Annotated in this window: 21 protein-coding genes; 12 read left to right on the top strand and 9 right to left on the bottom strand. The window is 72.3% G+C overall.

Features of this window, described 5'->3' with window-relative positions:
- Window positions 1-37 precede the first annotated feature (37 nt).
- The 5 genes from AB0B48_RS07500 to AB0B48_RS07520 are packed head-to-tail and all read right to left on the bottom strand — an operon-like array spanning window position 38 to window position 7,417.
- The gene (locus AB0B48_RS07500; RefSeq protein ID WP_357197364.1) at window positions 38-2,251 is read right to left on the bottom strand and encodes a glycoside hydrolase family 27 protein; all 2,214 of its coding nucleotides are present in this window, start codon (window positions 2,249-2,251) and stop codon (window positions 38-40) included.
- Between the two features lie 46 nt (window positions 2,252-2,297).
- Window positions 2,298-4,385, bottom strand: a complete 2,088-nt coding sequence (locus AB0B48_RS07505) for an alpha-galactosidase (RefSeq protein ID WP_357197367.1) — start codon at window positions 4,383-4,385, stop codon at window positions 2,298-2,300.
- Window positions 4,382-5,203: a carbohydrate ABC transporter permease gene (locus tag AB0B48_RS07510; protein WP_196920834.1), complete on the bottom strand. Its 822-nt coding sequence runs from the start codon at window positions 5,201-5,203 to the stop codon at window positions 4,382-4,384. Before AB0B48_RS07510 ends, AB0B48_RS07505 begins: the two co-directional genes overlap by 4 nt.
- The gene (locus AB0B48_RS07515) at window positions 5,200-6,120 is read right to left on the bottom strand and encodes a sugar ABC transporter permease (protein ID WP_091395034.1); all 921 of its coding nucleotides are present in this window, start codon (window positions 6,118-6,120) and stop codon (window positions 5,200-5,202) included. Before AB0B48_RS07515 ends, AB0B48_RS07510 begins: the two co-directional genes overlap by 4 nt.
- A gap of 1 nt (window position 6,121) precedes the next feature.
- On the bottom strand, window positions 6,122-7,417 hold the full coding sequence (locus AB0B48_RS07520; protein WP_357197370.1) for an extracellular solute-binding protein: 1,296 nt from the start codon (window positions 7,415-7,417) through the stop codon (window positions 6,122-6,124).
- A 159-nt stretch (window positions 7,418-7,576) separates the two neighbouring features.
- Between AB0B48_RS07520 and AB0B48_RS07525 the strand changes: the two genes are divergently transcribed.
- The 8 genes from AB0B48_RS07525 (at window position 7,577) to AB0B48_RS07560 (ending at window position 14,827) form a co-directional block, all read left to right on the top strand.
- Window positions 7,577-8,323, top strand: coding sequence for an SDR family oxidoreductase (locus AB0B48_RS07525; protein ID WP_357197373.1), 747 nt, complete (start codon window positions 7,577-7,579; stop codon window positions 8,321-8,323).
- Window positions 8,324-8,358: 35 nt separating this feature from the next.
- A complete protein-coding gene (locus tag AB0B48_RS07530; protein ID WP_357197375.1) occupies window positions 8,359-9,069 on the top strand; it encodes a FadR/GntR family transcriptional regulator in 711 nt (236 codons plus the stop codon).
- On the top strand, window positions 9,066-10,211 hold the full coding sequence (gene dgoD, locus AB0B48_RS07535; RefSeq protein WP_357197377.1) for a galactonate dehydratase: 1,146 nt from the start codon (window positions 9,066-9,068) through the stop codon (window positions 10,209-10,211). Before AB0B48_RS07530 ends, dgoD begins: the two co-directional genes overlap by 4 nt.
- Window positions 10,205-11,044 carry a hypothetical protein gene (locus AB0B48_RS07540; RefSeq protein ID WP_357197380.1) on the top strand — a complete coding sequence of 280 codons (840 nt, stop codon included), beginning with the start codon at window positions 10,205-10,207 and terminating at the stop codon, window positions 11,042-11,044. Before dgoD ends, AB0B48_RS07540 begins: the two co-directional genes overlap by 7 nt.
- A gap of 10 nt (window positions 11,045-11,054) precedes the next feature.
- The gene (locus AB0B48_RS07545; protein WP_357197383.1) at window positions 11,055-11,675 is read left to right on the top strand and encodes a bifunctional 4-hydroxy-2-oxoglutarate aldolase/2-dehydro-3-deoxy-phosphogluconate aldolase; all 621 of its coding nucleotides are present in this window, start codon (window positions 11,055-11,057) and stop codon (window positions 11,673-11,675) included.
- On the top strand, window positions 11,672-12,613 hold the full coding sequence (locus AB0B48_RS07550; RefSeq protein ID WP_357197386.1) for a sugar kinase: 942 nt from the start codon (window positions 11,672-11,674) through the stop codon (window positions 12,611-12,613). Before AB0B48_RS07545 ends, AB0B48_RS07550 begins: the two co-directional genes overlap by 4 nt.
- 73 nt (window positions 12,614-12,686) lie before the next feature.
- On the top strand, window positions 12,687-13,568 hold the full coding sequence (locus AB0B48_RS07555; protein WP_357197389.1) for an SMP-30/gluconolactonase/LRE family protein: 882 nt from the start codon (window positions 12,687-12,689) through the stop codon (window positions 13,566-13,568).
- Between the two features lie 155 nt (window positions 13,569-13,723).
- The gene (locus tag AB0B48_RS07560) at window positions 13,724-14,827 is read left to right on the top strand and encodes an L-dopachrome tautomerase-related protein (protein WP_357197392.1); all 1,104 of its coding nucleotides are present in this window, start codon (window positions 13,724-13,726) and stop codon (window positions 14,825-14,827) included.
- 17 nt (window positions 14,828-14,844) lie between these two features.
- On the opposite strand, the gene AB0B48_RS07565 is transcribed toward AB0B48_RS07560, so the two are convergent.
- Entirely contained in the window at window positions 14,845-15,600 is a 756-nt protein-coding gene (locus AB0B48_RS07565) for a dienelactone hydrolase family protein (protein ID WP_357197396.1), read from the bottom strand.
- 151 nt (window positions 15,601-15,751) lie between these two features.
- On the opposite strand from AB0B48_RS07565, the gene AB0B48_RS07570 reads away from it, so the two are divergent.
- The 4 genes from AB0B48_RS07570 (at window position 15,752) to AB0B48_RS07585 (ending at window position 18,211) form a co-directional block, all read left to right on the top strand.
- Window positions 15,752-16,714 (top strand): SDR family oxidoreductase, encoded by a 963-nt coding sequence (locus AB0B48_RS07570; RefSeq protein ID WP_357197399.1) that lies wholly within the window; start codon window positions 15,752-15,754, stop codon window positions 16,712-16,714.
- A 179-nt stretch (window positions 16,715-16,893) separates the two neighbouring features.
- Complete coding sequence (locus tag AB0B48_RS07575; protein WP_355005034.1) at window positions 16,894-17,223, top strand: hypothetical protein; 330 nt, start codon at window positions 16,894-16,896, stop codon at window positions 17,221-17,223.
- A complete protein-coding gene (locus AB0B48_RS07580) occupies window positions 17,220-17,723 on the top strand; it encodes a universal stress protein (protein ID WP_357197403.1) in 504 nt (167 codons plus the stop codon). Before AB0B48_RS07575 ends, AB0B48_RS07580 begins: the two co-directional genes overlap by 4 nt.
- Window positions 17,720-18,211 (top strand): SAV_915 family protein, encoded by a 492-nt coding sequence (locus AB0B48_RS07585; RefSeq protein WP_357197406.1) that lies wholly within the window; start codon window positions 17,720-17,722, stop codon window positions 18,209-18,211. The genes AB0B48_RS07580 and AB0B48_RS07585 overlap by 4 nt, the downstream gene beginning before the upstream one ends.
- Here the strand turns inward: AB0B48_RS07585 and AB0B48_RS07590 are convergent.
- From AB0B48_RS07590 to AB0B48_RS07600, 3 genes are all read right to left on the bottom strand, one after another.
- Window positions 18,112-20,127, bottom strand: coding sequence for an FAD-dependent oxidoreductase (locus AB0B48_RS07590; RefSeq protein WP_357197410.1), 2,016 nt, complete (start codon window positions 20,125-20,127; stop codon window positions 18,112-18,114). The genes AB0B48_RS07585 and AB0B48_RS07590 overlap by 100 nt on opposite strands.
- 102 nt (window positions 20,128-20,229) lie before the next feature.
- Window positions 20,230-20,910 (bottom strand): response regulator, encoded by a 681-nt coding sequence (locus AB0B48_RS07595; RefSeq protein ID WP_355005030.1) that lies wholly within the window; start codon window positions 20,908-20,910, stop codon window positions 20,230-20,232.
- Complete coding sequence (locus tag AB0B48_RS07600; RefSeq protein WP_357197414.1) at window positions 20,907-23,456, bottom strand: DUF4118 domain-containing protein; 2,550 nt, start codon at window positions 23,454-23,456, stop codon at window positions 20,907-20,909. Before AB0B48_RS07600 ends, AB0B48_RS07595 begins: the two co-directional genes overlap by 4 nt.
- Window positions 23,457-23,490 lie beyond the last annotated feature (34 nt).

A 23,490-nucleotide genomic window follows, 5' to 3' on the forward strand; every position in this document is an offset into this window, starting at 1 on the left:
CGCGGACGAGCGTTCAAACAACGCCGCCACCTGCGCGTCAGAGGACGATCTGGTGCACCCGGTCGTCCACGCCGCGTACCGCCAGCCAGGCGCTGCCGTTGGCACCGGCGGCGGACCCGGGAGCGCCCCGGAACGCGTCGGTGGCGAACTCACCGCGTCGGAACCAGCCGCCCCAGGCGCCGTCGGCCAGGTTGCGCTGCCAGAGCCGGTTGTCGGCGGCCAGCGCGAACAGGTAGACCCGGCCGGAGGTGGCGAGCAGGGTCGGGCTGCCGCTGGTGGTGCCGCCCAGGTTGGTCCAGGCAGACCAGGTGGTCCCGGTACGACTGCTCCACCACACCTCGTCGGTTCGGCTGCGGACCGCCACGTGCAGCACGCCGGCATCGTCGACGACAGCGCTCGGCCGGCCGTAGAACGGCCGGTTCCCGGGAGCCCCGACGCCGGTCCAGCCGGCGTTCGGCGTACGCGACCAGAGCTTGCCGTCGGCGCCGCGGGCGACGAGGGTCCATTGCGTCGGGTTCGTCCAGGCCACCGTCGGCGCGTCGGTCAGCGTGCCACCGAGGCTGCGCCACGGTCCCCAACTGCCGGCCACGTAGCTGCGCTGCCAGGCGGCGTTGTCGGTGCCGCGGACGAAGACGTCGAGCCGCCCGTCCGCGGAGCCGTACGCCGCCGGCTGGCCGAGGATCCGGCCGCCGACCGGGCCGCCGAGGGAGGTCCAGTGCGTGCCCCACGTCGTACCGGTGCGGGTGTTGACGGCCAGCGCGCCGGCAGCGTCGCGGACGAAGGCGGTGGCGTGGGTGTCGTCCACCCGGACCAGGGCCGGGCTGGCGCTGGCAGTGCCACCGAGGTCGGCGCCGGCGACCTGGTCGGTGCCGGTCAGACCGAGCATGGCCACCCCGTGCGCCGGCACCTCGACGGTGTACGAGCCGGTGAACGGCTGCACACCCGGGCTGCCCGGCTGAGCGTCCACAGTGGTTCGGGCCCACAGGTCACGGACCTTGACCGACCCGCCGAGGGCGACGTCGGCGAAGTTCACAGTGACCTGCTGGGCGGTGTCGTGCCGGTTGAGCAGCGCGACCGCACGCTTGCCGGAGCCGGCGAGCACCTTGCTCCACACCTGCGCGTCGGTGCCGGTGTCGGCGACCTTGACGCCCTGCCGGACCAGCGGGTCCTGGTCCACCGCGATGATCTCCGGGTTGGTCAGCGCCGAGATCATCTCCTTCGGCAGGCCACGCGGGTCGGAGCCGATCACCAGCGGCGCGGCCATGATGGCCCACATGCCGAGCTGCGTCTTGGACTCGTCCAGGCTCAACTCGTACCCACCGTCGGGCAGCGGACGCATCGGCAGCAGGTAGTCCGGGTCGTTGTAGTGCCCCGGCCCGGTGGCCGCCGGGTGGTACGCGTTGACGTCCATGTTGCGCAGCACCCACGGGTACGCCCACTGCGGGGACGGGTCGGTGAGCCCCACGTCCGTATAGGTCCGCCAGGAGTCGGCGATGGTGGGCGCGTACGTGTAGCTCCAGGTGGAGAGCTGCTCCGGGGTGTACGGGCCGCCTCCCCAGTCCGAGCTGACCGGGTTGCAGATGTTGAGCAGCATCGGTCGGGGCGACTGGCGTACCGCCTCGGCCAACTCCCGGAAGGTGGTCTCCGGGTCGAGGCCGGCGGCCCGGCCGCAGAGCCAGTCGGCCTTCAGCGCGTCGAAGCCCCAGCCGGCGAACTGGGCGACGTCGGCCTGGTAGTGGCCGTTGCTGCCGAGCCCACACTGTCCCGGCAGGTACGGACCGGCGTCGGTGTATATACCGGCCTTCATCCCCTTGCTGTGGATGTACGCGGCGAGCGCGGCCATCCCGCCAGGGAAGCGGGCCGGGTCGGCGACCAGTTTGCCGGCCTCGTCGCGCGGGGTGGGTGCGGCCCAGTTGCCGTCGATCCAGACGTAGGTGTAGCCGGCGTCCCGTAGGCCACTGTGGACCATGTAGTCGGTGACCGACCGTACTTCGGCCTCGGTGGGATCACCACCGAGGCCGAAGTAGGTGTTCCAGCCCTGGTAGGGCGTCGGGGCGAGCCCGCTGTTGAAGAAGGTCGGCGCACCCTGGTCCTCGGCGCCGGTGGCCGCCGGAGCGTGACCGGGGCGGCCCAGCCCATGGCCCGCCTGTGCTGGGTCGGCGTGGGGTGGGCCGGCCATCGCCGGCATCGGGCTGGCCAGGCCCAGGCCGAGCACGGCCAGGGCAGCGGTCAGCGGTCGGTTCAGGCGCATGGAGGTACTCCTGTCCCTCGGGGGTGGGGGTGGTGGTGCTCCGATCTCAGTCGCGGGTCAGCACGATGAGGTCGGCGTCGTGGGTCGCGCTCCACTGCACGGGCAGGCCGACGGTGGCGAGGTGGCTGCCGGAGTAGTGCCGATCGCCGTCCGAGTAACGGGCAACCGGGTCGAGGCCGCGCAGGGGCAACCGGACCGGGCGGGACGGGAGCAGCCCGGCTCCGTCGAGCCGGCCGGTGTGCCAGGCCAGCACCACCACCCGGCTCTCGTCCGGCGCTGAGTACTGCACGGCACAGCGGGCCTGGTCAGGGCCACCGATCAGTTGTACCTCGCCGTGCGTGACGACGTCCCGGATCTCCTTGTAGCGGGCGATCCAGCCGGCCGCCTCGGCCCGCTCGGCGGGGGTCCACGCCCGGATGTCCGCGCCGATGCCGAGCACACCGGCCATCGCCAGGACGAATCGGAACGCCAGCGAGCGGGGGCGGTTGTCGAACAGGCCGGGCGCGTCGGTGACCCAGGAGCTGAGCAGGTGTGGGGCGTTGGCGTGCAGGAAGCCGTACTGGATGGCCAGCCGGTCCAGCGGGCCGGTGTTGTCGCTGGGCCAGAAGACGTCGGCTCGGGCAGCCATCGCCAGATCGGTCCGCGCGCCCCCGCCGGCGCACGCCTCGATCAGCACACCGGGATGGTCGGTGCGCAACCGCTCGTAGATCCGGTGCAGGTTGGCGACGTGCGCGCCGTCCAGGTCGAGCGGGCCCACCCCGCCGGACCGACCCGGCTCGGTACGCGGCCTGTTGAAGTCCCACTTCAGGTAGTCGATGTCGTACCGGCGCAGCAGGCCGTCGACGGTCGAGTGGACGAACTCGGCGACCTCCGGCCGGCCCAGGTCGAGCAGGTACTGGTTGCGGACCGGGGTGAGCGGTCGCCCGTCGACGGAGTAGACCCAGTCCGGGTGCTCGGCGTACAGGGAGGACTTCGGGTTGACGCACTCGGGCTCGACCCAGAGCCCGAAGTTCAGCCCGAGCGCGCGGACGTCGGCGATGAAGGCGTCGAACCCGGCCGGGAACTTCGCCGGGTCGGGCGTCCAGTCGCCCAGCCCGGCGGTGTCGTCGTCGCGGCCGACGAACCAGCCGTCGTCCACGACGAACGTCTCCACGCCCAGGTCGGCGGCGATCCGGGCGAGCGCGAGCTGACTGTGCGCCTCGACGGCGAAGTAGGTCGCTTCCCAGGAGTTGTAGAGCACCGGGCGGGGGGTGAGCCGATCGCCGGCCAGTAGCCGCTGGTGGGTGTGCCAGACCCGGGCCAGCCCGTCCAGGCCGTCCGGGCTGTAGGCCCCGGTGGCCACCGGCAGGGTCAACCGCTCACCCGCGGCCAGTTCCAGCGGGCCGTCGACCAGCTGACGGCCGACCCGGACCCGGGTCAGGCCGCCGGTGTCCCGCTCGGCGCTGATCTCCCACGAGCCGGTCCAGGCCAGCGCCATCCCCCACGCCGGACCGGCCGGCTCGGCGGTGTCGCGCACGGCCAGCCAGGGCACGTGCAGATGCCCGGGTACGCCCTGGGAGCTGCCGATGCGGAACGTCCCGTGGCCCAGCTCGACGTGGGAGAGCTGGAATTCCTGCTCCCACTGGCCCCACTGGTGGCTGAGCAGGGCGCCGTGGGGCGTCGGCACGCAGAAGCCGCCCGAACCGGCCCGGACGACCCGCAGCGCGTCCGCGCCGTCGTTGGCCAGCTCGACCCACCGCTGCACCACGTCGGTGCCGACGGGAACCCGGTAATGCACCGTGGCGCGCAGCCCGGTGACCGGGTCGGCGAACTCGACGGCCAGTTTCCGCTGGTCGGCGTCGGCCCGCGCGCCGGTGTGCACGAAGCCCACCCGGCGCTGCCCGTTCGAGGTTTCGATCACCAGGTCGACGCCGGTGAACGGGCGGTCGGCGTCGGTGGCGTACTCGATGGGGGCCGCGTCCCCGGCCGTGAGGAAGGGGACCGGGCCGTCGTAGGCGACCGGCGAGGGCCCGTCGGAGACGCCGTGCGGTCCCCACGCGACAAGTTCCAGCCAGCGACCGTGCGCGGGCACTGTCACTGTGTACTCGGTGTGCGTGCCGCGCAGCGTCCAGCGCTGCCCGACCTCGGCGGTCACTTGACCGCTCCCAGGGCCAGGCCGGAGACGAAGTGCCGCTGGAAGCGGAGGAACACCGCGACGGTGGGCACGGCCGCGATGACCGTACCGGCGGCGATGACGTTCCAGGACGAGACGAACTGGCCCTGGAGGGCGAGCAGCGCCGGGGTGACCGGCATGTTGTCATCGGTACGCAGCACGGTGATCGCCCAGAGCAGGTCGTTGAAGATCCAGGTGAAGGAGAGCGCCCCGAGAGCGGCCAGCGCGGGTCGGGTCAGCGGCAGCATCACCTTGGTGAAGATCTGCGCGGTGCCGGCACCGTCGATGGTGGCCGCCTCCTGGATCTCGCCCGGCAGGTCCCGCATGAAGCCGTGCAGGACGAACGTGTAGAAGCCGAGCCCGAAGCCGACCTGCACCGCGATCAACGCCCAGAGCGTGTCGTACAGGCCGGTCAGCTCGCTGAACTTTGCCACCGGGATGAGCAGGATCTGCGGTGGGAGCAGGTTCCCGGCGAGCATCAGCAGCAGGATCGTGCGCCGCCCGGGGATCCGGAAGCGACTCAGCGCGAACGCCGCCATCGCGGCCAACCCCAGACTCAGCGCCACCGACGGAACGGTGACCAGCATGCTGTTGATCAGCGCCCGTAGCTCGCCGCCGTCGGTCCACGCCTGCCGGTAGGTGTCCAATGTGAACGACCGGGGCAGGCTGCCCACGCCGTGCGCGGCGATGTCGTCGAACGACCGGGTGGACATCACCACCACCCAGAGCACCGGGCCCAGCCAGAGCAGCGAGAGCAGGATCATGCCGGTGTGGAAGGCCCCGGTACGGAGCTTGTTCATGACGCTTCCTCCCGGAACGCGCGGACCAGGTAGCCGAGGATGACGGCCAGCGCGAGCACGAAGATCACGACAGCGATCGCCGAGGCGTAGCCAAGCCGCAGGCTCTGGAACGCTGTCGAGTACATGTAGGTGCTGAGCAGCTCCGACGAGTGGTACGGCCCGCCTTTGGTCAGCGACCAGACGATGTCGAACGAGCGCAGCGAGTCGATCACGATGACCGACAGCACCACGGCGTTGACCCCCTTGAGCTGGGGAATCGTGACGTGCCGTAGCCGCTGCCAGGCGTTCGCGCCGTCCATCCGGGCCGCCTCGTGCAGCGCCGGGTCGATCGCCTTCAACCCGGCCAGGAACAGCACCATCACGTACCCGATCTGCCGCCACAGCGCGGGCAGGATCACGGCGTACAGGGCGGTCTGCGGGTCGGCGAGCCAGGGCCGGATCAGCTGCTCCAGGCCGACGGCCCGCAGCAGCGTGTCGGCGATCCCGTCGGGTTGGTAGAAGACCCGCCAGACCAGCGCGGTCACCACCAGCGAGAACACCACAGGGGTGAACAACGCGGCCCGGTAGAAGCCGACCCAGCGCCGCTCCTTCTGCAGGACGAGCGCCATCCCGAAGCCGCCCAGCACGGAGAGGCCGCCGAAGAGCACCAACCAGATCACCGTGTTGACCAATGCACCCCGGAAGGTGGCGTCGCCGGCCAGCTCGACGTAGTTGTCGGTGCCGACGAACGTCGGCGGCGTCATCCCGTCCCAGCGGGTGAGGGAGAACCAGAAGCCCTGGATCGCCGGCCAGAAGACCCAGACGCTCTCGACCGCGAACGGCACGAGGACGAACGCCACCAGCAGCGGCGACAGTCGAGCCGACCGTCGCCGCCGCCGGGTGGGTGTGACCGAAGTCGTGGAGATCGTTGCCGTCACGTCAGCCCTTGAAGACCTTCTCGGCGCCGGCCTGCCACTCCCGCAGGATCGCGTCGATCTGGTCCGGCTTGTCGATGAACTTGGTCAGCGCGGTGTCCGCGGTCGGCTGGAGTGCGTCGCTGGAGTCGCGGTTGAAGAACTGGGTCAGCTCCTTGGCCTCGCCGAGCATCGCCTTGCCCTTGACCACCAGCGGCGAGTCCGACGCCTTGGCCTTGGGGTTGGCCGGCAGCACGATGCCGGAGCTGGCCTTGACGTACGCCTCCTGGGCCTCGACCCCGGCCAGGTAGCTGAGCAGGGCCCTGGTGCCGGTCGGGTTGGCGGTCTTCGCGCTGGCGAAGAAGCCGTCGGTCGGGGCCTCCTCGGCCAGCGGCACCGCCGGGTCGATGATCGGGAACCGGAAGAAGTCCAGGTCGCCGAGCGCGTCCTTGGGCGCCGCGTCGGCGAAGAACGTGCCGATCAGGAACATGCCAGTCTTGCCGGCCAGCAGCGCGGTGGTCGCCTCCTGGAACGGGTACGCCTTGCCCTTGGGGTCGAAGTAGGGCAGGGCCTCGCGCCAGCGGGTGAAGACCGCCTTGACCTTCGGGTCGTCGAAGCGCTGCTTGCCGGCGAGCAGTTCGCGGTGGAACGGCGCGCCGTTGATCCGGATGTTCAGGTAGTCGAACCAGGCCGAGGCCACCCACGGGGTGTCGCCGAGCCCGATGCCGATCGGCGGGATGCCCTTGCTCTTCAGCGTCTCGCACAGCGCCAGGAACTCGGTCCAGGTCTTCGGCTCCTGCACGCCCCACTTGGCGAAGTTGGACTTGCGGTAGAAGAAGCCCCACCAGTAGTTGTTCATGGGCACGAAGATCTGCTTGCCGCTGGCGTCGGTGGAGAGGGTGCGCAACGACTCGGGGTAGTCGCCCAGCGACTTCCACACCTCGGAGACGTCCAGCAGCAGGTTCTTGCTGGCGTAGTCGTTGGCGACCGAGCCCGCGTACCAGGTGTAGAGGTCCGGCGGGTTGGCCGAGGTCAGGTAGGTCGGCAGCTGGGTCCGGAAGGTCTCCGAGGCGATCGTGTTGAGACTCGCCGTGCCCTTGCCCTGCGCGTTGAAGGTCTCGATCAGCTTCTCCATCGCCGCCTTGGCCTGCGGCGAGGAGAGGTTGGACTGGATGGTGACAGCGCCCGAGCCGTTGCTCGTGGTCGGCCCGCTGGCGGAGCTGGCGCACGCGCTGAGGAACGAGCTGGCGCCGAGCGCGCCCAGGCCGGCGAGCCCAAGGTGGCCAAGGAATCGCCGGCGACCGGGGTCGAAGTCGCTCACGGAGGTATCCCTTCCTTTACGACACTCAGCGTCACCACGTGATGTGTCGTCCATGTGAATGCTGTGACCAGAAGGTTGCATCGGCCGTCGCCGACTGTCAAGATATCTTCGTAATTAATGATTAGACGAGATCAAGGCGAGGGTCACGTGGATCAGCCTATGCGTCGGCTTGAGGGCAAGAACGCGCTGGTCACCGGTGCGATGGGTGGGATCGGCACGGCCATCGCCCGGCGACTCGCCGCCGAGGGGGCAGCGGTCGCGCTGCTCGACGTCGCCGACCCGGCCCCCCTCGCCGAGGAACTGACCGCGCGCGGTCACCGCGCACTGTCCGTAGTGGGCGATGTCAGCGACGAGGCCGACTGGACGACTGCCGTGAGCGCAGTACGCGACCGCCTCGGCCCGGTCGACATCCTGGTCAACACCGCGTACGCAGTGCGGGTCGCCCCGGCGCACGAGACCAGCCGGCAGTCCTGGGACCACCAGCTCGGCGTCAGCCTCACCGGCTCGTTCCTCGGCGTCCGCGCCTGCCTGGACGACCTGCGGGCACGCTCCGGCGCGGTGGTGCTGATCTCCTCGGTGCACGCGCTGGTCGGGCTGCCCGGCCGGCCCGCGTACGCAGCGGCCAAGGGCGGCCTGGTCGCGCTCGGCCGCCAGCTCGCCGTCGAGTACGGCCCGCAGGTCCGGGTCAACACCGTGCTGCCCGGGCCGATCCTCACCGCCGCCTGGGCGGACGTGTCCGAAGAGGACCGTCAGCGCAGCATCGCGGAGACCGTCGCGAAGCGCTTCGGCACACCGGACGACGTGGCCGCCACTGTCGCCTTCCTCGCCTCGCCGGACGCCGCCTACATCACCGGGGCGAGCCTCGTGGTGGACGGTGGCTGGACAGCGGTGAAAGCCTCGGCCTGAGAGATCGATACCGACCAGCGAAAAGGCCAGGAGCATTGGCACAGTACGCACGCCGCGGCGTCCACGGGCAGACCGTCGAAGCGATCGCCCGTCGCATCCTCACCGGCGAGATCGCCGCCGGCGCGACGCTGAACATCGTCGCGTTGCAGGAGGAGTTCGACGTCAGCCTCACCGCGCTCCGCGAGGCGCTGAAGGTCCTCTCGGCCAAGGGCATCGTCGACGCCCGACAGAAGCGCGGCACCTTCGTCCGACCCCGTGCGGACTGGAACCTGCTCGACGGTGACGTGATCCGTTGGCAGTTCGCCGAGGGCACCGACCAGCGGTTGCTCGATCAACTGCACGAGGTGCGCGCCATCATCGAGCCGGCCGCCGCACGGCTGGCCGCCACCCGTGCCACCGAGGACGACCTGACCGCCCTCGACCAGGCACTGGCCGAGATGGCCCAGGCCAACGGTGATCCCGCCGCCGCCATCGCCGCCGACCTCGCCTTCCACCGCGCGCTGCTCACCGCCACCCACAACGAACTGCTGGAACGGATGGAGGTGGTGATGGAGACCGGGCTCGCCGAACGGGACCGGCTGGTGCACGGCGGCACCGCGCACGACGACCCGGTGCCCAGCCACCGTGCGGTGGTCGACGCGCTGCGCGACCGGGACGAGACGGCGGCCGAGACCGCGATGCGTCAGTTGCTGGACAAGGCCGTCCGCGACGTCGAGAAGGCACGGGGACGAAGGGGCAGTCAGTGAAGATCGAGCGGATCGAGACCTTCCTGGTCGCGCCACGGTGGTTGTTCTGCCGGGTGGAGACCGACGACGGGCTGGTCGGGTGGGGTGAGCCGGTGGTCGAGGGCCGCGCCGAGGTGGTGCGCAGCGCGGTCGAGGTGCTCTCCGAACATCTGATCGGTGCGGACCCGCTACGCATCGAGCAGCACTGGCAGGTCCTCACCAAGGGCGGCTTCTACCGGGGCGGCCCGATCCTCTCCAGCGCGGTCGCCGGCCTCGACCAGGCGCTCTGGGACATCGCAGGGCAGGCGTACGGCGCGCCCGTGCACGCGCTGCTCGGCGGGCACGTGCGCGACCGGGTACGGATCTACTCGTGGATCGGCGGGGACGAACCCGGCGAGGTGGCCGACGCCGCCGCCGCCCAGGTCGCCGCCGGCCTGACCGGGGTCAAGATGAACGCCTGCGGGCGGCTCTCGCCGATCCCCACCTCGGCCGAGGTGGACGCTGTCGTCGGCCGGGTGGCCGCCGCCCGGGAGGTGCTCGGCCCCGACCGGGACATCGCCGTGGACTTCCACGGTCGCGCCGGAATGGCCGCCGTCCGCCGGGTCCTGCCCGAGCTGGCCGCCCTGCGTCCGTTCTTCGTGGAGGAGCCGGTCCTGCCCGATCAGGCTCACCACCTGCGCGACATCATCGCCAGCACGCCGATCCCGGTGGCCACCGGCGAGCGGCTCTACGGCCGCAACGAGTTCCTCGGCCCGTTGCAGGCCGGGGTCGCCGTGGTCCAACCGGACCTGTCGCACGCCGGCGGGATCTCCGAGGTCCGCCGGATCGCCGCGCTGGCCGAGACGTACGGCGCGCTGCTCGCCCCGCACTGCCCGCTCGGCCCGATCTCCCTGGCGGCCAGCCTCCAGGTGGCCTTCGCGACGCCGAACTTCCTGATCCAGGAGCAGAGCATCGGCATCCACTACAACGCCGGCTCGGAGTTGCTGGACTACCTGATCGACCCGGAGCCGTTCCGGTTCGTGGACGGGCACATCGCCCGCCTCGACCGGCCCGGCCTGGGCATCACCGTCGACGAGGCCGCAGTCCGCAAGGCTGCCCAGACGCCGCACGCCTGGCGCAACCCGGTCTGGCAGCACGCCGACGGGTCCTTCGCCGAGTGGTGACCGGCGCGCGGCCGGTGGCCCTGCGGGTGGCGTACGACGCCGCGCACGGCGGTCGGTGGACGAGTCTGCGCGGCGGCGGCCGGGAGTGGCTGTGGCGTGGCCCGGAACCCGGCCGGCACGAGGTACGCCCCGACGACGCGTTCGTCGACGCCGGTGGGCTGGAGGAGTGCCTGCCCACAGTGCGCGGCGAGCCCGACCACGGCGAGGTGTGGTCACGGCCGTGGCGCAGCGCCGGGCCCGGCACCGCGGTCATCGAACGGCCGACGTTCACCCTCACCCGCCGGATCACCGGCACCGGCGGCGTGGTGGTGGCCGACTACCGGCTGGCCGCCGACCCCGGGCACCGGTTCGTCTGGGCCGCGCACGCCCTGCTCGACCTCTCCCCCGCCGCCCGCCTCGACGCGCCCGCCGGCACCCCGACCCGGCTGCACCCGGAAGCCGCCGCGCTTCTGCCGCCGGGCGGCTGGCCCACCGGCGACCCGTGGTTGACCGGGCGGTGGCCGGCCCCGGCCGGGCTGACCCTTGACACGTTCGGCCCGGACGACGGGACCGCGGTCGGCGCGGTGCTGCTCGACTGCGCCCGGGTGCAGGTGATCGACGGAGCCGACCGGCTGACTCTTGAGCTGGAGTGCGCCGGCCAGCCCCGCAGCACCGCGCTCTGGCGCAACCTGGGTGGCTGGCCGGCGAACGGCCCTTACCGCAGCGTCGGCATCGAACCGATGCTCGGCGCGGCCTTCGACCTGGTCGACGCCGGTCCCACCGACGCGGCGGTCGTCCCGGCCACCGGCGAGGTCACCTGGCGACTCACCATCTCCGCCCACCGCAACCACTGAGGACACCGTGATGAACCTGCTCGACGAGCTGCGTACCCACCGGCTGTTGGCGATCGTGCGCGGCCCGGACCCGGCCGCCGCGCTGACCGCCGTGCTCACCCTGGCCGAGAGCGGCGTGGTTCTGGTCGAGGTCTCGATGACCAGCGCCGACGCGCTCGGCGTCATCCGTCGCGCCCGGACCGCCCTCGGGCCCGACTTCGCCCTGGGCGCCGGCACCGTGCTCAGCGCCGAGGACGCGCGCGCCGCAGCCGACGCCGGCGCGGGTTTCCTGGTCACCCCGGCGATCGCACCGAGCCTCGCCGAAGGCGGCCGGCTCGGGCTGCCGGTGCTCGCCGGCGCCCTCACCCCCACCGAGGTGGTCCAGGCCATCGACGGCGGGGCCACCGCGATCAAGCTCTTCCCGGCGTCGCTCGGCGGGCCCGACTACCTCGGCGCGCTGCGCGACCCGTTCCCCGGTACCGCGTTCGTGCCGGTCGGTGGTGTCGACGCGGACGGCGCTCGGCGCTACCTCGACCGGGGCGCGACAGCCGTCGGCGTCGGTTCCCCGCTGCTCGGCGACGCCGTCCGAGGCGGCGACGCGACGGCGCTGCGCGAGCGCGCCGCCGCCTTCCTCGCGGCGGTCCGGCCATGACCGACCTGCTCACGCTCGGCGAGACGATGGCGGCGTTCCGCACCACCGGCCCACTGCGACTCGGCGGCACCGCCGGCATCTCCGTCGCCGGGTCCGAGTCGAACGTGGCGATCGGCGTGGCCCGGCTCGGCCACCGGGCGGCCTGGGTCGGTGTCACCGGTGCCGACGAGCCCGGCGAGCTGGTCCGCCGTACGCTGCGCGCCGAGGGTGTCGACCTGACCTGGTCCCGGGTCGACACGACCGCCCCCACCGGCCTGATCCTCTTCGAGAACCGTGTCGCCGACATCTTCCGGGTCACCTACCATCGGGCCGGGTCGGCCGGCTCGCGGTTGGGCCCGGCCGACGTGGCCCGGGCCTTCGACGCGCCCGGGCCGCCACCCCGGCTGCTGCACGTCACCGGCATCACCTGCGCGCTCGGCGTCGAGCCGTACCAGGCGGTGGTGGAGGCCGTGCGGCGCGCCCGCGCCGCCGGCAGCACGATCTGCCTCGACGTCAACCACCGCAGCCGGCTCTGGTCGGTGGCCGACGCCGCCGCCGCGCTGCGCCCGCTGCTGCCCTCGATCGACCTGGTGATCGCCTCCGACGACGAGTTGGCGGTGCTCACCGATGCGACCGACCCGGCCTCGGCGCTGCTCTCGGCCGGCGTCACCGAGGTCGTGGTCAAGCACGGTGCCGATGGAGCGACAAGCCACAGCGCTGTCGGCACACTGCACCGTCCAGCCCGGACGGTGCCGGTGGTGGACACCGTCGGCGCGGGCGACGCCTTCGTCGCCGGTCTGCTCTCCGGCTGGCTCGACGGCGTCGACGCGTCGGCCCGACTGGACCGGGCCGTCACCACCGGCGCGTTCGCGGTCGCCACCCGGGGCGACTGGGAGGGCCTGCCCGACCGGGCGGAGCTGGCGCTGCTGGACCACGAGCCGGGCGGTACGGTCCGCTGACCGGGCTGTGGGCGGTCACCGCTGATCGGCAGGACCGCCCGCCGCCGCCCCGCAGATCGTTTGGAGGAGCGAGATGGAGCTGACCGAGCCGACCGTCTGGAGCACCGACCGGTTGGAGTTGGGCGAAGGGCTGCGCTGGGTCGACGACCGCCTGATCCTCGTCGATCTGCTGGCCGGACGACTGCTGGAAACCGACGGCGACGCCCCCGCCGCCCTACGGGAGGTGCGCCGTCTCGACGTCCCGCTCGGCGCGGTAGCCCCGGTGGCCGGCCGGCCCGGTGACTGGCTGGCCGCCGCCGGAACCGGTCTCACAGTGCTGCCCGCCACCGGTGACCCCCGACCGGTCGCCGACCTGGTCGCTGACGCACCCGTTCCCACCCGGATGAACGACGCCGTCGCCGACCCGCACGGCCACTTCTGGGCCGGCAGCATGACGTACGCGATGACGCCCGGCGGGGGCACGCTGTTCCGGCTCACCCCCGGCGCGGCACCGGTGCCCGCGGTCACCGGACTGACCATCCCGAACGGACCGGCGTTCGACGCCACCGGCACCACCATGTACCTCGCCGACACGCCGCGCGGCGAGATCGACCGGTTCACCGTCGACCCCGCGACCGGGGCCCTGAACGGGCGGGAGCCGTTCCTCCGGTTGCCCGCCGCGGACGGCGGCCCGGACGGCATGACCGTCGACGCCGCCGGTCACCTCTGGATCGCGCTGTGGGGCGGTTCAGCGGTCCGCCGCTACCGCCCGGACGGGACCCTGGAGCAGGAGATCCGGCTGCCCGCGAAACAGCCGGCCGGGATCTGCCTGGGCGGCCCCGACCTGCGGCGACTCTTCATCGGCACCGCCCGGGTGGGGCTGGAGACGCCCGGCCCGGAAGACGGAGCGCTACTCGCGGTGGACGTCCCCGTCCCCGGCCTGCCCGCCGCCAGGGCCGCCGCGCCGGTGGCCTGACCGAACCCGGACCGGCCCGCCCTCCGGCTCCGCTGTCCCTTCCGGCTCCGCTGACCGGCGACGCATACCGGACGTCCGGGCGGGAATAGCAGCGGTGGAGCGGGACATCCGGCGGGTCGGAAGGGGCGGGCGATGAGCACCGTGGAGCGGACGTCATGAACGGGCCGGTCGGCGACGAGCCGATGGGCGAGCTGGAGCTGGTGCACACCTTCACCGGCCCGATGCCGACCGGGGTGAGCGTCTCGCACTCCGGCCGGATCTTCGTCAACTTCCCGAAATGGGGCGACGAGGTGCCGGCCACTGTCGTCGAGCTGCGCGACGGTCAGGAGGTGCCCTACCCCGACCAGGCCTGGAACGACCCGTCCGGCGACGACGACGCGGGCGCGTTCGTCTCGGTGCAGAGCATCGTGGTGGACCCGGCCGACCGGCTCTGGGTGCTGGACACCGGCAGCCCGATGTTCCAGCCCACCAAGCCCGGCGGCCCCAAGCTGGTCCGGATCGACCTGGACACGGACACCGTCGCCCAAGTGATCACCTTCCCGGCGGACGTGGCGCTGCCGACGACCTACCTCAACGACGTCCGCTTCGACCTGCGGCGGGGCGAGGCGGGGGTCGCGTACATCACCGACTCGGCGGACTCCGGGCCGAACGGGATCATCGTGGTGGACCTGGCCAGCGGGGCCTCCTGGCGGCGGCTGCACGACCACCCGTCCACAAAGGCCGAACCGCTGACGTCGTTCCGGCCGGTGGTGGAGGGCCGACCGTTCCTCGAACGGCCGGCCGACGGCCCGCCGAAGCCGGTGAGCATGGGTTCCGACGGCATCGCCATCTCCGCCGACGGCGAACGGCTCTACTACTGCCCGTTGGCGTCCCGACGCCTGCACAGCGTGTCCACCGAGGCGCTGGCCGACCCGGGCGTCACCCAGGAGGCGGTCGCCGCCACAGTGGTCGACGAGGGCGACCGGGGCACCGCCTCGGACGGGTTGGAGAGCGACGACGCGGGGCGGCTCTACCTCACCTCGTACGAGCACAACGCGGTGCTCCGTCGACTGCCCGACGGCGAGTACGAGACCCTGGTGCACGACCCACGGCTGCTCTGGCCGGACACCATGTCGGTCGCCACCGACGGGTACCTCTACGTCACCGCCAACCAACTGCACCGGCAGCCGCAGTACCAGCGGGGCAAGGACCTACGGCGCAAGCCGTACGCGCTGTTCCGCACCCGCATCGACGCCGGCCCGGTGCTGCTGCGCCGCTGATCGGGCCGGCACGCCCGTCAGCTGACGGGCAGGGTGCGGTCCAGGAGGTCGAACAACGCGGCCCAGTGCCGCTCGGTGGCCTGCTCGTCGAACATCGGGGTGTCGGCCATGGTGAAGCCGTGATGCGCGCCCTCGTACACCTCGGAGCGGTAGCGCACACCGGCGGCGTCGAGCGCCTTCTCCAGCGTGGCGATCTGCTCGGGTGTCGCCGACTGGTCGGCGTCGGCGTGCCCGAAGTACACCTCGCCGATGATCGAGGCAACGCCCAGGTGGGGGCTGTCCGGCGCGTCGGTGACGAGGTGCCCGCCGTGGAAGCTGGCGATGGCCGCGATGCGGTCCGGGTGCGCCTCGATGGCCCGTAGCGCGTTCGTGCCGCCCAGGCAGTAGCCGGTGATGGCGACCGGGCCCGGCCGGACGTCGTCGCGGGCGGCCAGGAAGTCGGTGTACGCGGCGGTGTCCCGGCTGATCGCCTCGGGAGTCAGCGCCTGGGCCAGCGGCGCGATCTTCGCGAAGAGCGCGCCGCGCTGATCCGGCTCGGCGAGCCGGGACAGGTCGAACAGCGGCGCCCGGCCGGCCCGGTAGAACAGGTGGGGCGTCAGCACCAGGTAGCCCCGGGCGGCGATCCGCTCGGCCATCTCGACCAGGCGGGGGCGCGGCCCGAAGGCGTCCATGAAGAGCAGCACCGCGGGGAACGGGCCGTCTCCGTCGGGCCGGCTCAGGGATGCGTCCGCGACTCCGTCACCGGTCGGGATGTCCACCGTCGTCGTCTGCACTGTGCCTCCTCGTACGCCGATCTTGGTCCGCCTGGAACGTTACTCCCCGTGTCCGCCCGGCCCGCAGCTTCCCCGAGCCAGGGACCGGTGATCCCTGGACAAGGCCACCCTGGGTGCCGGCCGGCGACCGATCCAGGCTTGTCCACGACCGATGAAGGACACCGTCGACCTGGGGGATGTCGTGCTCGACCTGACCGTTCCGGACCTGACTGGAAAACTCGCCGTCGTGACCGGCGGCAGCGACGGGCTGGGCCTCGGCCTGGCCACCCGGCTGGCGCAGGCCGGCGCCGAGGTGGTGCTGCCGGTCCGCAACCCTGCCAAAGGCGCCGCCGCGCTGGACGCCGTACGGGCCGCCGCACCGGGCGCCGTCGTGTCGACCCGGCAGCTGGACCTCGCCTCGCTGGACTCGGTGGCCGCGCTGGCCGACACGCTGCTGGGCGAGGGCCGGCCGATCCGCCTCATGATCAATAACGCGGGCGTGATGACACCCCCCACCCGGCACGTCACAGCGGAGGGCTTCGAGCTGCAACTCGGCACCAACCACCTGGGCCACTTCGCGCTGACCGGACGGCTTCTGCCGCTGCTTCGCGCCGGGCGGGCGCGGGTCACCACCATGTCGAGCAGTGCCGCGCGCTCCGGCCGGCTGGACTGGGACGACCTCCAGAGCGACAGCAGGTACGCGTCGATCCGCGCCTACAACGCCTCCAAGCTCGCCACCCTGCTGTTCGGGCTGGAACTGGACCGGCGCAGTCGAGCCGGCGGCTGGGGAATCGTCAGCAACGTCGCCCACCCGGGGACCACGATGACGAACCTGTACGCGTCCGGTCCCAACCTGGGCCGCAGCCGGCCCTCGCTGCACCACACGGTGATGAGTCGGCTGGCCCGTTGGGGCTTCCTGGTGCACTCGGTGGAGGCCGGGCTGCGCCCCGCCCTGTACGCGGCCACCAGCCCGCAGGCGCAGGGCGGCCGGTTCTACGGCCCGGACGGGCTGGGTCAGTTCACCGGAGCGCCGACCGAGTTGACCGTCTACCGTTCCGCCCGGAGCATCGACGACGCCGCCCGCCTCTGGGCCGTCTCGGAACGGTTGGTGGGCGTCGGGTTCTCCGGCAACTGACCGGAAAGCGCACCGCGTGAACGCGGCGTCAAGATTTGGCGGTGGCCCGTCGAAACGGCGTATCGACTGGCGCACCGCCGTCGCCCGGTGGTGACGATGGGTCCATGAGTCCTTGGCGGATGACACGCTGGGAACGCGGAGGACCGCCACCCGGCACAGACGGCGACCCCGGTGAGACCGTGACCGGGGCGAGCGAGCCCGAGCGGCGGCACGAGGCGCTGGTGAGCGTCCGGCTCGGTCCATCCGCGCCGGGCAGTCACCTGGTGGAGTACCTGCGGCACGAGCCGTGCGCGGTCGCGGCGTGGTGGATCGCCGCCGACGTCGACGCCGTGGTCCGTCTCTCCGCCGGCAGCATCACAGTGCTGCACCGCGCCGTGGCCGACCTGCGCCTGCGCGCCGGGGTGGAGGTAGTCGAGGCCAACTACATCCTGCGCGCGCTCGACCTGATCACGCCGACCGACCCGCGTACCGCGACCGACGCCCCGGCCTGGGTGGTGTCCGCCGCATGAGCCGCCCAACCCAGCCCCACCGGATCGTGGTCGGAGTCGACAGGTCGTTCGCCGGAATGCAGGCATTGAGGCGCGCGATGCAGTTGGCCCGCCGCGACGGAGCGCAACTGGACGCCGTCCGCGCCTGGGTCTTCGCGCCGACGTGGCGGCCCGGCACCCTGACCTGGCGCTGGCAGGACGAGTGCGACAGGGCGGCCCTGGTCTACCTGCGCGGCGTCTTCGACGCGGCGCTCGGCGGCCTGCCCCGGGACGTGACAGTGCGGCTGGTGGCGACCCAGGGGTACGCCGGGCAGGTGCTCGTCGACCACGCGGATCGGGAGTCCGACCTGCTCGTCGTCGGCAGCCCGGATCGCGGCCGGTTCGGTAGGTCGCGCGGGAACGTCACCCGGTACTGCGTGACGCGCGCGTCCGTGCCGGTCGTCGCGGTTCCCGCGCCGTCCTGGGCACGGGCCGCGACGATCCGCCGCTTCGCCCACGACCTCGAACGATTCAGCCGATGACCACCGCAACCGCGGCACAGGCAGCAACCGCCGCAACCGCCGCACGAACGGGAAGGACCAACCCGACAATGGACGAGGCCCCGATAATCTTCGCCGTTCCGGTGCGCGACCTGCCGGGACGGCTGGTGCGGACGGTGCGGACCGGCCGCTCCCCACAGGGGCAACGGGTGGGCATCGCCTTCACCAGACCCGAGCTGCTGGTCGCCGCCATGGGCGCGGAGCAGCTCTGGGAGGAGCTGTGCGAGTCGGCACTGCGGGGCATGCTGCGCCCGCTCGGGATCGAGGTGATCCAGGTCGACCCGCTGCTGGTGGCACCGCCGCTCGACCCGAGGACCGCCGCCCGCCCGGAGACCGCTGCCCGCCCGGAGACCGCCGCCGTTTCGAGCGGTCAGGCCCGGACGAAGCGCACCGCGTCGGCGATCACGTGGCCGTCGGTGTCCTCGGTGCGGATCAACACGCTCCCCTCCGTGCCCGCCGTGAACGGGTAGGTGCCCAGCGGCACCCACTGACCCCCGGACTGCCGCTGGTCGACGGTCCGGGTGACCAGCCCTCCGGAGTACGCGATGTCCACCGGCACGTTGCTCGCCCGGTTGGGGTCAGCGGTCCAGCGCAACTGCACCGTCCACGACCCGGAGACCGGTAGCGTCGGGCGAAACCGCAGCCGGTTGACGCCCTTGGCGGTGTTGCCGTCGTGCTCGTAGTCCCCGCCGTAGTAACCACCGATGCTGGTGCTGCGCAGCCACGTTCCGGCCCGGGTGATCCCGCTGGTCGACGCGTTGTCCAGGATCACCTCGCTGGTGGAGCCCCACTCCAGCACCGCGCCGTCCTGGCGCAGCCGGGTCTGGAGGGCCGGCACGGAGACGGCCTGCACGGCGAAGTTCCCGGCGAGGGCCAGGGACGCCGCGGTGGCCGCGGCCTGCCCGAGGATCATGAACACGGGTTCCATCCGGATCGAGCCGTAGGCGATGTGACTCGCCGAGAGGCAAACCGGCACCAGCAGGTTGGCGCAGTGCGCCTCGTGCGGCACGATCGCGCGGTAGCTCACCGGGTACGGCGCCGGCACACCGATCTGCACATCGCCCTCGTTGCGCGCCTTGCCGTCGACGACCACCCGCTGACAGTTGTGCGAGTCCATCGTGTAGCTGGCCAGGCCCACCGAGTCGGTGGCGCGTACCCGGCCCCGGCAGTCGGCCTCGGTCATCACGTACGCGGAGACCATCCGGCGGGCCTCGCGGATGTAGAGCAGCGGCGGCCAGCCGCCCGTGGCGGTGAACTCGTCCACCGGCAGCCCCCACCGGGCCGTCGAGTCGCGAACCGACGCCGGCAGTCGGCTGTCATTGGCCAGGAACCACATCAACCCCTGCTGGTACGTGCGGTGCTCGGCGATGATGCTCTCGCGCGTCGCCCAGCTCGCCGTCGGGTACGCGTAGTTGAAGCCGATGTTGTCGGTCGACACGGCACCGTTGTTGTTGGAGTCGGTCTTCCCGCCACCGACCGAGTGGGTGGTGAAGTACGGTCCCGCGTAGCCGGCCTGGATGTGCCGCAGGAGCAGCTCGTACCGGACGGGGTCGTAGCCGGACGGCTTGCCGAACGGGATCCGGTTGGCCGCCTGGGTCAGGCACATCCGGAAGCAGTACGCCTGGATCCTGTCGTCGCCGCTGCCCTGCGGGGCGAGCGGGGTGGCGGAGATGCCCGGCAGCAGCCCGCTGGTGGGCGAGCCGGCCGTCACGTACGGGTCGACGGGGTAGGCGAACTGGTGGGTGTTGCGTGACTGCACCCCGTTGATCGTCTCGCCGTAGGTGTCGTTTGGCTCCCGCCCGACGGTGAACCCGACGCCGGCCATGGCCAGCAGATCGCCCTCGTAGGTGGCGTCGACGAACACCCCGCCCCGGTAGATCGACCCGTCCTCGGTACGCAACTCGGTGATCCGGTTCCCGGTTCGGCCCAGGCCGGCCAGCCGGGCGTCGACGACCACCGGCACGCCCGCCTCGGCCAGCATCTCGGCGAAGACGGCGGTGGCGACGTGCGGTTCGAAGGTCATCCGCAGCGGCGACGTCGACGTGAGGGTTCCGCCGTGGTACTTCACGTACACCCGGCGGTAGAACTCGGCGGCGAGCCCGCCGATGGACGCCTGGACGCCGGTGTCGGTGGCGCCCAGCCCGGCGGTGCTCAACCCGCCGACGTGACCGGTGGGCTCCACCACCACTGCGGTGCGGCCGAGCCGGCGCATGGTGATCGCGGCGGCCAGCCCGCCGGAGGTGGCGCCGTAGACGACAAGGTCGGCGGTGGTGACGGCGGCTCGGGCGGGGGCGGCCCGGAACGGGTCGGTGAGACCGGCCAGGACGAGGCCGGCACCGCCGGCGACCAGCAGCCGACGACGGGACAGGGGCAGAGGCACGGACACGGCGGGCTCCCGAGGGGTAACCGGTGGAGGGGACGGTTACAGAAGCACGCCGCTGCCGCTGCGAGCGAAATTCTTCAATCTCTTCAGGCGGGTGTCAACGGTTCAGGGCCGGTAGCGGTAACCCATTCCCGGCTCGGTGATGAGGTGGCGAGGGCGGGCCGGGTCGTCCTCCAGCTTGCGCCGCAGCTGGGCCAGGTACTGCCGCAGGTAGTTGGTCTCGTTCTGGTATTCCGGCCCCCACACGTCCTGGAGGAGCTGACGTTGGCTGACCAGCTTGCCGGGGTGACGCAGCAGCTTCTCCAGCACGCTCCACTGGGTGGGGGTCAGCTTGACCTCGGTGCCGTCGTCGCGCCGCACGCTGTGGTCGGCCAGGTCGACTGTGTGCTGGCCGATCCGCAGGGCCGGCACCGCCTCGCTGGGCCCGCCGAGACGGCGGGTCACCGCGCGGATGCGGGCCAGCAGCTCCTCCACCCCGAACGGCTTGGTGACGTAGTCGTCCGCGCCCGCGTCCAGCGCGGCGACCTTGTCCTCGCTGCCGGCCCGACCGGAGAGCACGATGATCGGCACTGTGGTCCACCCGCGCAGGCCCCGGATCACCTCCACGCCGTCGATGTCGGGCAGGCCGAGGTCCAGCACCACCAGGTCGGGCGGGTGGCTGGCGGCGGCCTTCAACGCGGCGGCCCCGGTGCCGGCCACGTCCACGTCGTACCGGCGGGCGCGCAGGTTGATGTGCAGGGCACGCAGGATCTGCGGTTCGTCGTCGACGACCAGGATGCGCGTCATTCCTGCGGCCCCTCCGAGCTGGTCGGCGCGGCGGGCAGCCGCAGCACCATGGTGAGCCCACCGCCGGGCGTGGTCTCCGGGGTGATGCTGCCACCCATCGCCTCGGCCAACCCCCGGGACAGCGCAAGACCGAGACCGACACCCGTCTGGTTGTCCCGGTCGCCGAGACGTTGGAACGGCAGGAAGACGTGCTCCCACTGGTCCTCCGGGATGCCCGGCCCCCGATCGATCACCCGCAGCTCAACCTGGCCGGCGTGGGCGCTCGCGGTGATCGTGGGCGGCTGACCGGGCGGGCTGTACCGCAGCGCGTTGGCGACGATGTTGACAAGCACCCGTTCCAGCAGGCCCGGGTCGGCGGTGGCGGCCGGCAGGTCGGCCGGAATGTCAGTGCCGACCGTCGCGGCCACCGGGCCAAGTTCGTCAAGCGCCAGGGGTACGGCGTCCTCCAGGCCGATCGCTGTCGCCGAGATGCCCAGCACGCCCGCCTGGAGCCGGCTCATGTCCAGCAGGTTGCCGACCAGCCGGGCGAGCCGGTCCAGCGACTCCTCGGCGGTCTCCAGCAACTCCTCGCGGTCGGACTCGTCGAACTCGATGTCGTGGCTGCGCAGGCTGGTCACGGCCGCCTTCGCGGACGCCAGTGGGGTACGCAGATCGTGGCTGACCGCTGCGAGCAGCGCGGTGCGCATCCGGTCGGCGGCGGCGAGGGGCCGGGCGGTGGCGGCCTCCTCGGCGAGCCGTTCCTGGCGGAGCGCGACGGCGGCCTGGGCGGCGAACGCCTCGACGATGCGCCGGTCGGCCGCCTCCAACCGCCGGCCGCTGAGCACGACAGTGATCCGCTCGTCGACCGGGACCGCCGTCTCGCCGGCGTCGGGTGTGCACGCCGGCTGCTCGCCGACGCTCGCCACCACGCACCAGGCGTGCTCCTCGCGGGCCCGCTCCGGTCGCCCGCTGGCCTCCTCGGCCAACTCCAGCACGCTCACCGCGCGGAGCCCGAAGGTCTCCCGGAGCTGATCGAGCAGGGCGGGCAGCGGACGTTCGCCGCGCAGCACACCACCGGCGACGGCGGCGAGGGTCTGCGCGTCGGCGGCGGCCCGCGCGGCCTCCCGGGTACGCCGGGCGGCCACGTCGACGATCCAGCTCACGGCCAGGGCCACCCCGACGAAGACGGCCAGGGCGAGCAGGTTGTCCGCCTCGGCGATGGTGAGCGTGCGGAAGGGCGGGGTGAAGAACCAGTTGAGCAGCAGCGAGCCGCCGAGCGCGGCGACCAGGGCCGGCCACACCCCGCCGACCAGCGCGACCCCGACCACCCCGGCGAGGAACAGCAGGATGTCGTTCGTCAACGTCAGGTCGGGCAGGGTCTTCAGCAGCACTGTGAGCAGCGGCATGCCCAGCACCGCCAGACCGAAGCCGAGCAGCCGGCGGCGTCGGGACAGCGCGGCCGGCACGGCCGCCGCCCTCCGGCCCTTGCCGGCCTGTTTGTGGGTGACCAGGTGCACGTCGATCGAGCCGGAGAGCGCTGTGGTGGTCACCCCGACACCCCTTGCGAAGACCTGCGCGAGGCGACCCCGCCGGCTGGCCCCCAGCACCAACTGGGTGGCGTTCACGCCCTGGGCGAAGTCCAGCAGCGCGGCCGGCACGTCGGTGCCGAGCACCTGGTGGTACGTGCCGCCCAGGCTCTCCACCAGCACCCGTTGCCGGGCCAACTGGGCCGGGTCGGCCCCGGCCAGGCCGTCGCTGCGGGCCACGTGCACGGCGAGCAGGTCGGCGCCCTTGCTGCGGGCCGCGACCCGGGCGGCGCGGCGGATCAGCGTCTCGCCCTCCGGGCCGCCGGTCAGCGCGACCACCACCCGTTCCCGGGCCTCCCAGGTGGCAGCGATGCCCTGCTGGCTGCGGTAGCGGTCGAGCTGCTCGTCGACCTTGTCGGCCAGCCAGAGCAGCGCCAGCTCGCGCAGCGCGGTGAGGTTGCCGACCCGGAAGTAGTTGCCCAACGCGGCGTCGATCTTGTCGGGTCGGTAGATGTTGCCGTGCGCCATCCGCCGGCGCAGCGCCTCCGGGGTCATGTCGACAAGCTCGACCTGCTCGGCGGCGCGGACGATCTCGTCCGGCACGGTCTCGCGCTGGGTGGTGCCGGTGATCTGCGCGACGACGTCGTTCACCGACTCCAGGTGCTGCACGTTGACGGTGGACAGCACGTCGATCCCCGCGTCGAGCAGCTCCTGGACGTCCTGCCAGCGCTTGTCGTGCCGGGAACCGGGCACGTTGCTGTGCGCCAACTCGTCGACCACGGCGATCTGTGGTCGGCGGGCCAGCACCGCGTCCAGGTCCATCTCGGTGAACTCCGCGCCGCGGTAGTCGATGGTCCGGCGGGGCACCTGCTCCAGATCACCGAGCATCGCGGCGGTGTGTTGACGGCCGTGGGTCTCCACAAAACCGATCACCACGTCGGTGCCGCGCGTGGCCCGCCGCTGGGCCTCCTCCAACATGGCGTACGTCTTACCGACGCCGGGGGCGGCCCCCAGATAGATGCGCAGTTCTCCGCGTGGCACGGGGACCATCCTCCCTGGTCAGATTGGCGGTCGG

Origin of the sequence: Micromonospora sp. NPDC049089, assembly GCF_040648775.1 — a bacterium.
In the GTDB taxonomy this organism is placed as follows: domain Bacteria; phylum Actinomycetota; class Actinomycetes; order Mycobacteriales; family Micromonosporaceae; genus Micromonospora.

Excerpts from the sequence above, each read along its gene's own strand:
- AB0B48_RS07595 (WP_355005030.1), bottom strand. The coding sequence starts at position 20,910 with ATGACGCGCATCCTGGTCGTCGACGACGAACCGCAGATCCTGCGTGCC.
- AB0B48_RS07560 (WP_357197392.1), top strand. The coding sequence starts at position 13,724 with ATGAACGGGCCGGTCGGCGACGAGCCGATGGGCGAGCTGGAGCTGGTG.
- AB0B48_RS07585 (WP_357197406.1), top strand. The coding sequence starts at position 17,720 with ATGACCACCGCAACCGCGGCACAGGCAGCAACCGCCGCAACCGCCGCA.
- AB0B48_RS07550 (WP_357197386.1), top strand. The coding sequence starts at position 11,672 with ATGACCGACCTGCTCACGCTCGGCGAGACGATGGCGGCGTTCCGCACC.
- AB0B48_RS07525 (WP_357197373.1), top strand. The coding sequence starts at position 7,577 with ATGCGTCGGCTTGAGGGCAAGAACGCGCTGGTCACCGGTGCGATGGGT.
- AB0B48_RS07580 (WP_357197403.1), top strand. The coding sequence starts at position 17,220 with ATGAGCCGCCCAACCCAGCCCCACCGGATCGTGGTCGGAGTCGACAGG.
- AB0B48_RS07555 (WP_357197389.1), top strand. The coding sequence starts at position 12,687 with ATGGAGCTGACCGAGCCGACCGTCTGGAGCACCGACCGGTTGGAGTTG.
- AB0B48_RS07500 (WP_357197364.1), bottom strand. The coding sequence starts at position 2,251 with ATGCGCCTGAACCGACCGCTGACCGCTGCCCTGGCCGTGCTCGGCCTG.
- AB0B48_RS07570 (WP_357197399.1), top strand. The coding sequence starts at position 15,752 with ATGAAGGACACCGTCGACCTGGGGGATGTCGTGCTCGACCTGACCGTT.
- AB0B48_RS07545 (WP_357197383.1), top strand. The coding sequence starts at position 11,055 with ATGAACCTGCTCGACGAGCTGCGTACCCACCGGCTGTTGGCGATCGTG.
- AB0B48_RS07510 (WP_196920834.1), bottom strand. The coding sequence starts at position 5,203 with ATGAACAAGCTCCGTACCGGGGCCTTCCACACCGGCATGATCCTGCTC.